Here is a 14,210-nt window from a genome sequence, read left to right on the forward strand (position 1 = left end):
ATTAGAAATTCAGCTATTCTATTTCAATTGTTACGGTGAATGTGTCAACTGCGGTCTGAGGGCCTTCCCATATGCGGTAGTAAAGCAGTTTAAGTTCACTCTGCCCTTTTTTCTTAGCCATTAGCATCCATGTGGCAAGCATGGGGGCACCGACGACCAGCTTCCCCTTTGTGCCGGTCTTGTTGTCGGGAAGCAATTCTACGGATTTATCTTTGAGTGCCTCAAAGTACTCCATGTCCAGCTTGTCGAAGTACCATGCGTAGCCGGTAGAGCCATTCTCTGCAAGCCCTAAATAGATGAGGCAGCCGGTTTTGACTTTAAATCTGCCGCCGTTGTCCTTCTTGGTGATGGCTATTTTTTCTTTCGTGTTTTTCGTATCACCGCCAACTGCACTGCCAGTGACCGCCAATAAACTAAATAGCAGCGCCACGACGGCGATGGCTGCCGTTAATGCCCTGTGTTCACACATCGCATTCATTTATAAACTGATTATCCCAAATAGAGCCCAAATAGAGATTGACAGAAAACGGTATTGTGTACCGCCTTCTGTCTAATGTGTCTGCCTTATGCAGCTTGGGCCTTTAGTAGTATCTTATTGACTTTCAGCGTAAGACGGGATATGTTCCTTGCCGAGTTATTTTTGTGGATGACACCATTGGACGCTGCCTTAGCGTATGCCCTGACAGCCTCAATGAGGGTCTTCTGAGCCTCCTCAGTATTATTTGACGTTATGGCCTCTTCGACTTTTTTAGCTAATGTCTTCAGTTTGCTCTTAATCATCTTATTAACCAGCTGTCTTTTTACGGACTGTCTGGCCCGCTTAATTACAGACGGGCTTTTCTTAGGTCTTGACCTTGCTGCCATTGACTAACTCCTTTTAATTGAATTTTAAATATTAAACAGAGTCACAACTTCGCCCTGAAATCGTAGCCCACGTATCCTTGTCTATTTCATCGACATATTCCGAGAGTAAGAACCTTTGGCCGCAACCCGTGCAGCGCAGCTCGACAGCCTTTCACCTTATCAACAAATCTAATCTTCCACTGCATAGTTTGCAAGTCATATAAGCCTCCTCGTTCGTAGTTCATTAATGTAATTATAACAATTGCCGATATTTAATACAATGCAAAAATTTATATTAGTCAAAAAAAAGGCGATCTGCGTGTGTTGATTTTACAGCGCCTGTCGTGCTACACTATGTCTAGTTTGGCGTCTAGTTTGGCGTCTAGTTTGGCTGGATATAAGGGAAGAGAAGTGTGAGACTTCCGCTGCCCCGCAGCCGTAATGGGAACGAAAACCCCGATTAATGCCACTGAGCCCGTCTCTCAATCTTGTGAGAAGACGACTTGGGAAGGCGGGTGAGTAGGTATGCCCTAAGCCGGAAGACCTGTCCAGTAGGAAATCACGAGGGTGAATGGTAATGTGGCTGCAAGTAGTTTGTGAAGCGCGTGACGCAAGGCTTTTTCTGCTGTGAAAGAGAGAAAGCTAAAAAAACGAAACCTTAAGGATACCCCTGCCCTGGTTATCGCCGCATTTGGTACGACCTCGAATGGCAAGGCCGCCTACGATATATTCGACACCAGTGTTCGGGCGTACTTTGCAGATAATCACGCTCAAATTGTATGGGCGTATACATCAGAAATCGTCAGAGAAAAGACCGGCTCCCCTGGCATCCTTCAGGCCCTTGCATCACTGGAAGAACATGGTTACAGAAAGGCCGTTGTACAGCCGCTTCACATTGTCCCCGGCACTGAATATCAGGAACTTGCCGATATGTGCAGTGATTTCCCGGGAATGCGCGTTGTCATGGGTGAGACGCTGCTCCATAGGTGGCAGTTTGTGGATGATGTTATATCTGCTGTGGCACAGGATTTCATACCAGAAGGTATCAACGTTATCGTGGCCCATGGTACGCCCCTCTGCGCTGACCCCGCCAATATTCTCTATCAGGGGCTTGACTACTATTTAACACACAAATTTCCCAATTGCTTCTTTGCCACAATCGACGGGATGCCCTCAATGGCGCTTGTACTTAAAAAAATTGCCGCTGAAAAGCCGCCGGTTAAAAGGGCCAGGCTGATTCCACTTCTATACGTTTCTGGTTTGCACGTGGAGAAAGACTTATTGGGCGAGAGTCAGAGTCTTAAGGCAAACCTTGAGACACTTGGCTTACAGGTTGATTATCTCAGCATCCTGCACGAGGGCGGCAGCTTTGTTAAATCCCTGGGGTTTTACGAAGAGGTGCGCAGTGCGTTTATTAATCGTATCGAACGTGCATTAAAGCTGCTTTATTACTATTAAATGCTTAAATTAAAATATATTAATGCGGCGACTGTGGTAGCGCTGTTGATTCTTAGTCCTAAGTCTGCCTATGCGATGCACATCATGGAGGGATTTTTGCCCTTCAGCTGGTGCGCTTTTTGGTATGTCGTTTCACTTCCGTTTATGATTTATGGGGTTATAATGGTTAAGAAACTTACCCGGGATAACACGAAATTGAAATTGCTGCTTGGTCTTTGCGGTGCATTCGTCTTTGTCCTCTCGGCTATGAAGATACCATCTGTGATGGGAAGCTCTTCTCATCCCACGGGGGTAGGGCTTGGGGCTATACTCTTTGGGCCTTCAGTAATGACCGTACTTGGCGGGATTGCCCTGTTGTTTCAGGGGCTGCTGCTTGCACACGGGGGACCTTCGACTTATGGTGCGAATGTTTTTTCGATGGCTATTGCAGGGCCAATGGTTTCTTATTTCCTGTTTAATTTGCTCAAATACGCAAATGCCCCAATGTGGTTTGCGGTGTTTATGGCATCGGTCTTAGGGGATTTAGCCACATATGTTGTCACGTCATTTCAGCTTTCTTTGGCGTTTCCATCCGAAAGCGGCGGTCTGACCGTCTCTTTCATAAAATTTTTGACGATATTTGCTGTCACCCAAATACCCATTGCAGTTGGCGAGGGAATTCTAATCGTTTTGGTACATAATTATTTAACTGCCAATAGTGCCGAGGAACTTAAAGCTCTGGCAGGCGAGGAGACCTAAATGTTTTCAATTAAAAATATATCTTTGGCTGTGTTATTGACAATAATAGCCTTAACTCCGGCTATAATCTACAAGACAACCGATTTTATGGGCAGCGACGACAAGGGATCAACACTCGTAAGTGAAATTGCCCCAAGCTATGTACGGTGGGTTGAGCCGTTTTTGAGCCCGACCAAGGGAATCGAAACACTCGGATTTGTGTTTCAGGCAGCAATCGGGGCTGGGTTTATCTTTTTTTATATCATGCGTAAACGCAGGAAACGCTGACCAGCCGCACAATGCCGGAGCGATATGCGTATGCTAATGCCCTCAGAGATGTGCATCCGGTTGAGAAGCTGTTCTTTTCGTTTTCATTGATGGCGATTTCTCTAATCAGCAGCTCAATGGCAGTATTGTTAATGGTTATTATTATCATGGCGGCAGTGGTTTTATTTTTGGCGAAGATTCCGCCGCGGTATTATCTTAAGATGATGTCCAGTGCATTTGTTTTTGTTTTTTTGGGAAGTGCCGCTATAGCGTATGGCTCTGTAGATTTAAATGGGGCGATGTTTATATTTTTTCGGGCGTTTGCCGCGATTTCCTGTTTTTATTTTTTGATTCTTACAACCCCTGCCTCTGATATATTCTCTGTACTCAGGAAAATCCACGTACCGGCGGTTATCTGTGAGCTGATGGGACTGACGTACAGGTTTATATTTGTATTTATGGACATTTCACACAAGACGCGCACCGCTCAGTCCTCGCGTTTGGGGTATGATGGACTTAAAAATTCTTATCGGGCGATGGGGATATTAGTATCAAGCCTGTTTCAACGAATGTTCAGGCAGGCGGACATCTTAAACACGGCGCTTGAGTCGAGGGGATATACCGGTGAGCTGCGTGTCATGCAAAGAGGCTTCAAAACTTCAGCGGCGAATATTGCCGCCATCACCATCATCGATGTATTGTTAATCTTTGCAGGCACAAGATGATAGAAGCAAAAGGCATTACATACAAATATGACAGCGTTACAGCGTTAAGCGATGTCTCTATACATATTGAAAGGGGATTGAAGTATGCGCTGCTTGGGGCAAACGGTGCTGGGAAGACCACGTTTTTACTGCATTTAAATGGGATATTGAGGCCATTAAGCGGGAAGATTTTCTGTGACGGCACTGAAGTCACATATGACCGCAAGGCACTGACTACATTAAGGAGACATGTTGGAGTAGTATTTCAGGACCCGGAGGTTCAACTGTTTTCAGCCACAGTAGCAGAGGATGTATCATTTGGCCCAATGAATTTGGGCTTATCCTTTGAGGAAGTGAAAAGAAGGGTTGATGATTCATTGAATGCGTGCGGGATTTATGAATTAAAGGAACGGGCCACACACTTTCTAAGCCACGGGCAGAAGAAACTTGCCGCGATTGCCGGTGTAATAGCGATGGAGCCGCAGGTAATTGTGTTGGATGAACCGATTGCTGGTCTTGACCAGCGGCACAAGGAAATGGTTCTCGATATATTTTCGAGGTTGAACACTAATGGCGTCACACTGATAATGTCAACTCATGACATAGATTTAGCCTATGAGTGGGCAGACCGCATGATTGTGATGAAAGACGGTAGGGTGGCAGGGGTTGGAACGCCGCTTGAGATATTTTCAAAGGGTGATTTATCTATTTCTAAGCCGATTGTCCTTGAAATCTACGAGAGGCTCATCAGTCGTGGGTTACTAAGAGATAATGGGAATGTACCGCGTTTCAGGGATGAACTGCTTAGGGAATTGGGATAGTTTGTTGCCCGAAGCCCGATGGGGCATAGCAGTGTTGTGCTGCACTGTGGTATAATCAACAAGGTGTTGGTGAGAAAGGAGGATGCAGTGACAAGTCATAAATTTCAATGCAATAGACGGGCGTTCGATCATGCTATTGCACAACAACAGCTTGAGGGATTGGTAGTGCCTCCTGAAACAGTTGCCGATTTAGAGCGTGTAACACGTGGTGAAATAACTACCTCTGATGTCATCAGAAATCTTTATGATCGTTACACTCATGTCAAAGTACTCAAACTCTGACCATTACATCTCTTCCGTTGCTTTACTCAAACGCGGCGTATGTGGTACACTTCCTTATACCGACACATACTGAATTAGTACAGTTTGAAATCTAAATGAAAACAGAGACAGCAGACAGTGAATTATTGACGATTAAAGAGGCCAGTGACTGGGCGACTAAACACTTGGGTAAACCCGTAACGACCTCAAATATTTCTTACCTTATACAATACGGGCTGATAAAGAAACTTGGAAGCAACGGCTCAACTCAAGTTTCTAAACAAGAGTTAAAGCGCTACTACAAATCCTATACCGGCAATAGAGAGCATTCATGGAAGAATCAACTGGGCGAAGACCTAAACTGGGCTTTATCCTTTGATCAATACAAGGAGGCCGAGACTACAAAGCATGTTCACCGCCTGCATCCTTATAAAGGTAAATTCATACCTCAACTCGTAGAATATTTCCTTGACAGCCACACAGACCAATTTAAAAGAGAAGCCTGTTTTAAAGATGGCGACATCATTTTAGACCCTTTTTCCGGCAGTGGAACAACTATGGTACAGTCTTGCGAATTGGGGATGCACGCCATAGGAATTGATGTTTCTGCGTTCAATGCCTTAATCGGTAACGTCAAGGTAATCAAATACGATATGTTTGACGTTCAAAAGGAACTCAACAGAATTACAAGGGCGCTCAGAGGGTTTCTTGCAAACTCGCGCACAATTGAATTTGAAGAGAAACTCTTGCAGTTACTTTATAATTTTAACAATAAACATTTTCCAGTTCCCGAATACAAATACAGGCTAAAACGTGGAGAAATAAATGAAGGCAGCTACGGCTCTGAAAAGGAAAAAGAGTTTTTGCCAACTTATAACAAACTTGTAGAGGATTACAATATAAAGCTAAGGCAAGACAAGGCTGATACATTCCTCGATAAGTGGTATTCACAGCATATAAGGGACGAAATAAATTTTATGTTGGATGAAATCTGTAAAATAAAAAATTACGATACAAAAAATATCATAAGCGTAATATTGAGCAGGACTATCCGCTCCTGCAGGGCAACAACACACGCAGACCTTGCCACTTTATACGAACCTATAACGTCAACATATTATTGTGCTAAACATGGGAAAATGTGCAAACCTATCTTCTCAATCCTAAAATGGTGGATAACCTATACGAAAGATACCTTAAAACGTCTGGCTCATTTTGACAGCTTGAAGACACAGACCTTTCAAGTCTGTTTAACCGGAGATGGGAGATCAATAGATATTTTTGAAGGGCTTAGGAAAATAAACCCTGCTTTCGCTGATTTAGCAAGCAGTCAAAAAATCAGGGGGATTTTTTCAAGCCCGCCATATATTGGGCTGATTGATTACCATGAACAACACGCCTACGCATATGATTTATTTGGATTTGAAAGAAAAGACAGCTTGGAAATCGGCCCGCTGTTCAGGGGACAAAGCAGGGAAGCAAAAAATAGTTATATACTTGGAATTACAGACGTTCTAAACAATTGTAAGAGATTTCTTATAGAAGATTACGATATTTTTCTCGTTGCAAACGATAAATACAACATATATCCTGCAATTGCTAAGGAATCAGGAATGCAAATAGTTAATCAATATAAACGTCCTGTGCTAAACCGCACAGAGAAAGATAAAGGTGCATATTCTGAAACCATTTTTCATTTAAAGAGACACCAGTGATATTATCGCATGAACAAATTCTTAATATTGAAAACGTGCTGCGTAATGCCTTAAGACGTAAATTCCAAAGCTACAATCCAGCTAGCGAGTATATAAAATCCATGTTGAGATTAGTCCTGAGCAGTTGGGCAAGTCTGTCTATGGCTGCGTCTTTTTCGGCTGCGTAACTAACCGGTGCATATTCAACAGGGGGCAGACCTTTCCTTTGTCTTAAGCCATTAATTAAGTCCCTGCGAAGGGCGTCGTTATCGAATATACCGTGAATATATGTGCCCCACACGCCGTCTTTTACTGCGCCGTCGGGATATTGACCGCTGATGGTAAATGCTGGTGAGTCCGCCTCTGTGGTCTGGCCCATATGGATTTCGTAGCCCCTTAGTGCGCTGTGTGAATTATTTATGTATGGTATCTGCCCAGCAGTCCCGGCAACAATCTGCCGCGTGGTCTTCGTTTCATTAAACACAGTTGTCGTATCAAGCAGGCAGAGGCCGGTAACTTTTGCCTCAGCGCTTTCAACCCTGAGCGGGTCTTCGATTGTCCTGCCAAGCATCTGGTACCCCCCGCAGAGGCCGATTAGTGGAATCCCTTTTTTCACCGCCTTTTTTATTAGCTCATCAAGTCCGCTGTCTTTTAATATCATGAGGTCAGCAATTGTGTTTTTAGAACCAGGGATTATAATCAGGTCCGTATTGAAAATATCTTCGGGGCGGCGGCTTATGACAAGCTCCACATTCGGCTCATATGTAAAAGGCTGAAAATCTGTGAAATTCGATATATACTTAAGCCTCAGCACTGTAATCTTTATAGAGGCATTAGTTGACACGGCAGAAGAGCGGCTCTCCAGTACAAGGCCATCCTCTTCGGGAAGCCCCATGTTAGTAACATATGGAAGAACGCCGATTACGGGGATGCCGGTTCTATCTTCAATTTGTTTGTTGCCTGGCAGGAGGATATTTATATCACCGCGAAATTTGTTTATTATAAATGCCTTTATCCGGCGTGAGTCTTCGTAGTTTAAGAGCGCTGTCGTACCAAAAAGAGACGCGAATACCCCGCCTCTGTCTATGTCGCCAACAAGAATTACCGGTGAGCCGGTGTGCCTTGCAACTGCCATATTGACGATTTCCCTGTCCATTAGGTTTATCTCTGCCGGGCTTCCTGCACCCTCTATGACTATAAACTCATATGCAGCGCTGAGTTCGTCCCATGCGTGTGTTACGGTGTTCCAGAATTGTTCCTTTTTCGCATAAAATTCTGACGCCTGCATGGTCTTAGTCACCTTGCCCAGCACTATTACCTGTGAGCCGCTCTCACCTGCGGCCTTAAGCAGTATTGGGTTCATGTAAACTGAGGGTGCTGCTCCGGCGGCCTCTGCCTGTAATGCCTGGGCCGTGCCAATCTCCCCGCCATCTGCCGTTACAAACGAATTAAGCGCCATGTTCTGAGCCTTAAACGGCGCTACACGAAGCCCCAGGTCTTTGGCAAATATTCTGCAAAGCCCGGCAGCAATCAGGCTCTTGCCCACGCCCGAGCCGGTTCCCTGAATCATTATTGACTTAGGCATGAGGGGCTATAGCTCCGTCACGTAGTTCATGAGTTTTACCACAGGCACACTGTCATAAAAATCTATTATATTGAGACATGCGAAGTCCTGCTCAACACGAAATATGTTTGTCAGCGGGATGCCAAGCACATCGCATAGGATCACCCTGTTTACCCCGCCGTGCGCGACTATTGCTATGGTTTCGTCCTTGTGGTCATTTACGATTTTTTTAAATACTGGTGTCACTCTCAGGCTGACTTCCTTTGTGCTTTCGCCTCCTATGGGGCTGAAAGCCAGCGGGTCGCTTGCCCAATTTGTGAATGCCTCTGGTGAGACGGCCTTTATCTCGTCAAATGTCATGCCCTCCCATTGACCAAAGTGCCGCTCGCGAAGGCCGTTTATTGGCACAGGTGTGATGCCAATGGGCAGTCCTATCGCCTCGGCGGTCCTTATGGCGCGGCTGAGATCAGAGCAAAATATGCGGTTGACAGGTGGTGACTTCAAATGTTTTACAAATTCGGCAAGACGCTCTGCCTGTCTTATGCCCGCCTCAGACAGCGGTACATCAAGATGGCCCTTGTAGCGCCTCTCATGTGCGTCTATGGTTTGCCCGTGGCGAATCAGATAAACCCGCGTCGGCATATGTGCCCTCCTGTTGTTATCGTTAGATATATTAAAAACATCAGTTCAGCGCCCTCAATAAATGCCCCCATCGTATCCCCCGTGAGACCGCCAAAACGTCTCAGAAAAAATGCCCCGCTGAACTTTGCCGCAGCGGAAATTATAATTATTATCATTACAGACTGTAAAGAGACACAAAGGACGCTGCCACTATTCAAATACAGATTTAACAGCGTTGTAATTAAAAACATAGTTCCTGCCGCAGTCATAAACTCTTTAACTCCGGTATGCTCAATAAATATCCATCCAAGCCCCTCTGCCTTAGCGCTCTTGCCGGTGAACATAGCGGCAGTGGCGGCAAAGCGTCCGGCTGCAGGGCAACTGAGCAGGACGAAGGCGCTTGACAGTTGGGGGTTTAGAAGTAAACCTTTAAGCAGCGCATATTTTAACAGCACGGTCAACACAATGGCAGATACACCGATTGGACCGGCTGAGCCGCTTTTCATTATCAGGAGCCTCTGCGCTGGTGTCCTCTTTGCGGCAAGGGCGTCAAACGTATCTGATACGCCGTCAAGGTGAAGCCCCCCTGTGATTACCGCCCCAAGTACAATTACCACTACAGTGCATACTTCAACACTCAGCACATGCCTAAGCAGCATAAAGCACAATAAATATGCACCGCCCATGATAAGCCCCACGATGGGAAATACAGAAGAACTCCTGCCAATATCTTTTACAGGCCATATTTGAGACTGACCAGCGCTGTCTGCCCGTTTAAATGGCAAAGGGATTATCGTCAAAAACTCAAATGCTGCGGCGATTCTCTTAAACACTAAGGCGATTCCGCAGCTACGCCAAAAACAATTCCATCTGGGCAGGCTCCTCGCGTATAAAACTAATCGGGTATTTGCTGTTAAAACACGCGTAGCAGTAGTCGTCAGGGTTTGGCAGCACAGAATTCAGGCCGTCGAACGACAGGTATGAAAGCGAGTCAGCGGTCAGATATTTTCTGATTTCCTCAACCTGATGAGTCGATGCAATGAGTTCATTACGCGTTGGGGTGTCGATTCCGTAAAAACACGGGCTAATTGTACACGGGGAGCTGATTCTTACATGAATTTCTGCGGCCTTGCCGACTTCTCTGAGCATCTTGACAATTTTCTTACTCGTAGTTCCTCTGACGATTGAGTCATCTACGACGACGACCCTTTTGCCCCTGAGGATGCTTTGAACAGGGTTCAATTTTATTTTAACACCGAAGTGGCGAATGTTCTGTTTAGGTTCTATAAATGTGCGGCCAATGTAGTGGTTTCTGACGAGACCGAAATCAAATGGGATAATGCTCTGGTTGGCATAGCCGATTGTTGCGGCAACGCCGGAGTCCGGGACAGGGATGACAACGTCAGCATCGACATATGACTCAATGGCCAGCTGCCTGCCCAGCGCCTTTCGTATTCTGTGTACGTTTGTGCCGCCGAATATGTAGCTGTCAGGTCGGGAGAAATATATGAACTCAAACGCGCAGTGTGCCCTCATAGCGCTGCGAATCGCCCTTATGGAGTTTATGCCGTTTTTATTTATTACCACCATCTCACCCGGCTCCACGTCTCTGATATATGTGGCCCCGATAAGGTCAAATGCACATGTCTCTGACGCCACTACGTAAGCGCCGTCTAATGTTCCTATACACATCGGGCGCACACCAAAGGAGTCTCTGACTGCAATTAACTCGTCCTCTTTTAGTATGAGCAGGCTAAACGCGCCGTGTATCTGGTTGACTGCCTCAATGACTTTCTCTTCGGCGGTGCGGGCGGTTGAATGGGCTATTAAATGTACGATTACCTCGCTGTCGGCATTGGACTGGAAAATGGCGCCGTCGCGCTCCAGGGTCTCCTTCAGGACACCGGCGTTTGTGAGATTGCCGTTATGGGCTATTGACAGCGACCCCAAGGAGGAGTTCACCATGATGGGCTGCACGTTTTTCTGGGCGTTGCCGCCTGCTGTTGAGTACCTGTTATGTCCGATGGCGCTTTCGCCGAGGAGTCTTCTCAGGCGTTTTTCGTTGAATATCTCCGACACATAGCCAAGAGATTTCTCCAGATGCAAATTCCGCCCGTCAGAGGAGCATATTCCTGCCCCTTCCTGCCCCCTGTGCTGCAGGGCGTAAAGGCCAAGATATGCCATGTTTGCGGCCTCCGGGTGCCCGTATATTCCAAATATCCCACACTCTTCCTTCATGTCATATATGTTCATTTTGGTTGAGTCCTCTCTCTAAAGATGTGTCATAGATGGATTTTAGTTCACTTACTGGCATCTCGATAAGTGTCATGTCTTTGGCCTTAATGCGTAATATGTCTCCGCCGGTTTTGCCGATACGCGCTATTGGCAGCCCGGCTGCCACAACTGCGGCTTCCACAATGTCGGCATTTTCAGCAGTTGCGCTGATAAGCACACGCGTAGCACTCTCACCAAACAGGAGCGCGTCAGCCCTTAAGGAAGATGCCCCCAGGTCAATCTCCGCCCCGATGAGAAAACCAAACGCCGATTCAGCCGCTGTTACTGCAAGGCCACCTTCTGAGCAGTCATGGGCGCTCTTTAACAATCCCTGAGCGTTGAGTTTAATGAGCACGCTATGAAGTGCCTTCTCTTTGAGCGGGTCAATGGTGGGAGGTAGTCCACGCTCAATGCCGTGGCATAGGCTGAGATATTCGCTGCCGCCAAGTTCTTCTTTTGTCTGCCCTATTAACATGACAACATCACCGGCAGCTTTAAACCACTGGGTCAGCGCCCTGTCTGCGTCTTCTAAAACGCCTACGATGGCGATTGTCGGCGTGGGGAAAATGGCATCGCCTTTGGTTTCGTTATACAGGCTTACGTTGCCGCTTATGACTGGTGTATTGAGGGCGATGCAGGCGTCTTTTATCCCTTCTATTGCCCCGATGAACTGCCACATTACCTCTGGTTTTTCAGGGTTCCCAAAATTAAGATTATCTGTAACAGCAAGAGGAAGCGCCCCTGAGCAGGCAACATTCCTTGCGGCCTCGCATACGGCGTGAACTGCGCCAAGATATGGGTCAAGCCAGCAGTAGCGGCTGTTACAATCCACAGACATGGCAAGGGCCTTCTTCGTACCCTTTACGCGGACAACGGCGGCATCTGAACCTGGTCTGACGATTGTGTCCGTTCGCACCATGTGGTCATACTGCTGCCAGACCAGCTCCTTTGAAGCAATCGACGGCGATGCAAGGAGTTTTTTCAATGCGTCGTTACCTGAGTTAGTTATATCCGGGACTTTTGATAAATCAAGCGTATTTAGTTCGTCCTGATTGGTCGGTCTCTTTGATGGCCTGTCGTAGATTGGCGCGTCGGTTGATATTTTTGTTGCTGGAATTTCCGCTGCCATTTTGCCGTGCCAGTTGACTCTCAAAAACCCATCGCCTCCGACTTTGCCGATTACGACGGCGTCGAGGTCCCATTTTTTAAATATATCGATAAGTGCATCTTTATTTTCACGCTCCACCACAAGCAGCATTCGTTCCTGGCTCTCAGAAAGCATAATCTCATATGGTATCATGCCCTCGGCACGAAGCGGCACAAGGGACAGCTCAAGCTCCACGCCCGTCTCTGCCCGTCCGGCCATTTCAGAGGACGACGACGTAAGCCCCGCGCCGCCCATGTCCTGAATCCCAACAATCAGCCCCTTGTCCATTGCCTCAAGGCAGGCCTCAAGCAGGAGTTTTTCAGTAAAAGGGTCTCCAATCTGCACGTTTGGCTTTTTTTGCTGTGCGTCGTCTGTGAACTCTTCTGAGGCCATAGTAACGCCGTGAATGCCGTCTTTGCCGGTCTTTGAGCCTGCGTAGATAATCAGGTTGCCGTCTCCGCTTGCCTTGCCATAAAATATTTTATCTTTTTTTACAATGCCGACATTAAATACGTTTACAAGGATATTGCCAGCATAACAGGGGTGGCAGTATATCTCGCCGCCAACGGTTGGGACACCTATACAGTTGCCATAACCGGCAATCCCTGAGACAACGCCGCCAAAGAGATGCTTATGATAGGGGTCTGACAGGGGACCAAATCTCAGCGAATTGAGGCTTGCCACCGGCCTTGCCCCCATTGTGAAAATATCTCTGAGTATGCCACCCACGCCTGTGGCTGCCCCCTCATATGGCTCAATGTATGAGGGATGATTATGTGATTCCATTTTGAACACAGCGGCAAGACCGTCTCCGATGTCGATTACACCGGCATTTTCACCAGGGCCTTGAATGACCCACGGGGCGTCAACCGGCAATTTCTTCAGATGCAGCCGAGAACTTTTGTACGAGCAATGCTCACTCCACATAACCGAAAAGATGCCCAATTCGGTAAACATGGGGGTGCGGCCCAGTATGCTAACGATACGGCCGTACTCATCGGGCGTCAACCCGTGTTCTTTTATCAGCTCTTCAGTTATTAAGGGTTCTTTCACTTAGATGACCCGTTTACTGGTCTGGAATTCCCTCTATACTAACACAATCGGCAAAATAATGTCCTATGAAAAAAAGTAATACAGGGCTTAGCAACCGTAATGTCAAATCCGGAGGCTCACTCTCCACTGCGTTTGCCCTGACCGCACTATTTTTTTCTTGTAATTGATAATTAAATAATGTTATTATGTCTGATAGGTGCTCAGATAATTTAGAGAAAGGACTGAACCGTATGGCTGACTTACCTGTACCGGGGAGTGGTAGTTTAGTGGAAACACAGAGTTGTTCGACTCAAACCTCTGATTGCGCGTATCGGGGAAATATATTATTCATGGATGATGATGGAGACATTAGAGATGCTACATGTGAGCTTCTCCAACACTTTGGATTTTCAGTTGCGCTGGCTGAGGATGGTTCTCAGGCAATTTCCATTTATGAAAAGGCGATTGCCAACAATGCTGTCTTTGATGTAGTAATACTGGACTTGGTCGTGCCGCGAGGCTTAGGGGCTAAGGACACAATTGCCCGCTTGAAAACATTGGATCCTTCGGTTAAGGCACTAGTTGCCAGCGGGTATTCTAACGACTACATACTAGATAACTACAAAGAATTCGGATTCAGCGGCACTTTGGCCAAGCCCTATAATTTCGAAGAGCTGCTCGGCGCCATATCGGCATTGCTCTCTCATATGAAATAAAAGGGACACATCCAATACTGTCCGGTATAGAAATTGCTTGGCGGAATAATACGCGGCAATGAGGGATATCGAGATTTTAATGTAACCTAAC

Annotated in this window: 15 protein-coding genes and 1 riboswitch; of the genes, 8 read left to right on the forward strand and 7 right to left on the reverse strand. The window is 46.6% G+C overall.

The window, feature by feature from the left end:
- Positions 1-13: 13 nt before the first annotated feature.
- A complete protein-coding gene (locus tag ASN18_RS13150) occupies positions 14-478 on the reverse strand; it encodes a protease inhibitor I42 family protein (RefSeq protein ID WP_085053238.1) in 465 nt (154 codons plus the stop codon).
- 86 nt (positions 479-564) lie between these two features.
- A complete protein-coding gene (gene rpsT, locus ASN18_RS13155; RefSeq protein ID WP_085053239.1) occupies positions 565-864 on the reverse strand; it encodes a 30S ribosomal protein S20 in 300 nt (99 codons plus the stop codon).
- 326 nt (positions 865-1,190) lie between these two features.
- Positions 1,191-1,409: riboswitch (cobalamin riboswitch) on the forward strand.
- A 61-nt stretch (positions 1,410-1,470) separates the two neighbouring features.
- Between rpsT and ASN18_RS13160 the strand changes: the two genes are divergently transcribed.
- The 7 genes from ASN18_RS13160 to ASN18_RS13190 all read left to right on the forward strand — a co-directional run bounded on the left by ASN18_RS13160 (position 1,471) and on the right by ASN18_RS13190 (position 6,786).
- Complete coding sequence (locus ASN18_RS13160; RefSeq protein ID WP_085053240.1) at positions 1,471-2,301, forward strand: sirohydrochlorin cobaltochelatase; 831 nt, start codon at positions 1,471-1,473, stop codon at positions 2,299-2,301.
- Complete coding sequence (locus tag ASN18_RS13165; RefSeq protein WP_085053241.1) at positions 2,302-3,039, forward strand: energy-coupling factor ABC transporter permease; 738 nt, start codon at positions 2,302-2,304, stop codon at positions 3,037-3,039. It abuts the gene before it with no gap.
- The gene (locus ASN18_RS13170) at positions 3,040-3,306 is read left to right on the forward strand and encodes an energy-coupling factor ABC transporter substrate-binding protein (protein WP_085053242.1); all 267 of its coding nucleotides are present in this window, start codon (positions 3,040-3,042) and stop codon (positions 3,304-3,306) included. It abuts the gene before it with no gap.
- Positions 3,307-3,317: 11 nt separating this feature from the next.
- Positions 3,318-4,010, forward strand: coding sequence for a cobalt ECF transporter T component CbiQ (gene cbiQ, locus ASN18_RS13175; protein ID WP_085053243.1), 693 nt, complete (start codon positions 3,318-3,320; stop codon positions 4,008-4,010).
- A complete protein-coding gene (locus ASN18_RS13180; RefSeq protein WP_085053244.1) occupies positions 4,007-4,810 on the forward strand; it encodes an energy-coupling factor ABC transporter ATP-binding protein in 804 nt (267 codons plus the stop codon). Before cbiQ ends, ASN18_RS13180 begins: the two co-directional genes overlap by 4 nt.
- 87 nt (positions 4,811-4,897) lie before the next feature.
- Entirely contained in the window at positions 4,898-5,092 is a 195-nt protein-coding gene (locus ASN18_RS13185; RefSeq protein WP_085053245.1) for an antitoxin VbhA family protein, read from the forward strand.
- A 95-nt stretch (positions 5,093-5,187) separates the two neighbouring features.
- The gene (locus tag ASN18_RS13190; protein ID WP_085053246.1) at positions 5,188-6,786 is read left to right on the forward strand and encodes a DNA methyltransferase; all 1,599 of its coding nucleotides are present in this window, start codon (positions 5,188-5,190) and stop codon (positions 6,784-6,786) included.
- 70 nt (positions 6,787-6,856) lie between these two features.
- Here the strand turns inward: ASN18_RS13190 and ASN18_RS13195 are convergent, their stop codons facing one another.
- From ASN18_RS13195 to purL, 5 genes are read right to left on the reverse strand one after another with little or no spacing between them, the layout of a single operon-like run.
- Positions 6,857-8,350, reverse strand: coding sequence for a cobyric acid synthase (locus tag ASN18_RS13195; RefSeq protein ID WP_085053247.1), 1,494 nt, complete (start codon positions 8,348-8,350; stop codon positions 6,857-6,859).
- Between the two features lie 6 nt (positions 8,351-8,356).
- The gene (gene cobC / locus ASN18_RS13200; protein ID WP_085053248.1) at positions 8,357-8,971 is read right to left on the reverse strand and encodes an alpha-ribazole phosphatase; all 615 of its coding nucleotides are present in this window, start codon (positions 8,969-8,971) and stop codon (positions 8,357-8,359) included.
- Positions 8,950-9,783, reverse strand: a complete 834-nt coding sequence (locus ASN18_RS13205) for an adenosylcobinamide-GDP ribazoletransferase (RefSeq protein ID WP_236861745.1) — start codon at positions 9,781-9,783, stop codon at positions 8,950-8,952. The genes cobC and ASN18_RS13205 overlap by 22 nt, the downstream gene beginning before the upstream one ends.
- Positions 9,784-9,799: 16 nt before the next feature.
- Entirely contained in the window at positions 9,800-11,203 is a 1,404-nt protein-coding gene (gene purF, locus ASN18_RS13210; protein WP_085053250.1) for an amidophosphoribosyltransferase, read from the reverse strand.
- Entirely contained in the window at positions 11,190-13,424 is a 2,235-nt protein-coding gene (purL, locus tag ASN18_RS13215; protein ID WP_085053251.1) for a phosphoribosylformylglycinamidine synthase subunit PurL, read from the reverse strand. The genes purF and purL overlap by 14 nt, the downstream gene beginning before the upstream one ends.
- Before the next feature lie 266 nt (positions 13,425-13,690).
- Here purL and ASN18_RS13220 point away from each other — a divergent pair, with 266 nt between their 5' ends.
- Positions 13,691-14,119 (forward strand): response regulator, encoded by a 429-nt coding sequence (locus ASN18_RS13220; RefSeq protein WP_236861746.1) that lies wholly within the window; start codon positions 13,691-13,693, stop codon positions 14,117-14,119.
- Positions 14,120-14,210 lie beyond the last annotated feature (91 nt).

The organism is Candidatus Magnetominusculus xianensis (assembly GCA_001541255.1).
Taxonomy (GTDB): Bacteria; Nitrospirota; Thermodesulfovibrionia; order Thermodesulfovibrionales; family Magnetobacteriaceae; genus Magnetominusculus; species Magnetominusculus xianensis.

Coding starts and splice junctions, on each gene's coding strand:
- ASN18_RS13165 (WP_085053241.1), top strand. CDS start 2,302: ATGCTTAAATTAAAATATATTAATGCGGCGACTGTGGTAGCGCTGTTG.
- ASN18_RS13180 (WP_085053244.1), top strand. CDS start 4,007: ATGATAGAAGCAAAAGGCATTACATACAAATATGACAGCGTTACAGCG.
- ASN18_RS13170 (WP_085053242.1), top strand. CDS start 3,040: ATGTTTTCAATTAAAAATATATCTTTGGCTGTGTTATTGACAATAATA.
- ASN18_RS13195 (WP_085053247.1), bottom strand. CDS start 8,350: ATGCCTAAGTCAATAATGATTCAGGGAACCGGCTCGGGCGTGGGCAAG.
- ASN18_RS13190 (WP_085053246.1), top strand. CDS start 5,188: ATGAAAACAGAGACAGCAGACAGTGAATTATTGACGATTAAAGAGGCC.
- ASN18_RS13150 (WP_085053238.1), bottom strand. CDS start 478: ATGAATGCGATGTGTGAACACAGGGCATTAACGGCAGCCATCGCCGTC.
- rpsT (WP_085053239.1), bottom strand. CDS start 864: ATGGCAGCAAGGTCAAGACCTAAGAAAAGCCCGTCTGTAATTAAGCGG.
- purF (WP_085053250.1), bottom strand. CDS start 11,203: ATGAACATATATGACATGAAGGAAGAGTGTGGGATATTTGGAATATAC.
- cobC (WP_085053248.1), bottom strand. CDS start 8,971: ATGCCGACGCGGGTTTATCTGATTCGCCACGGGCAAACCATAGACGCA.
- cbiQ (WP_085053243.1), top strand. CDS start 3,318: ATGCCGGAGCGATATGCGTATGCTAATGCCCTCAGAGATGTGCATCCG.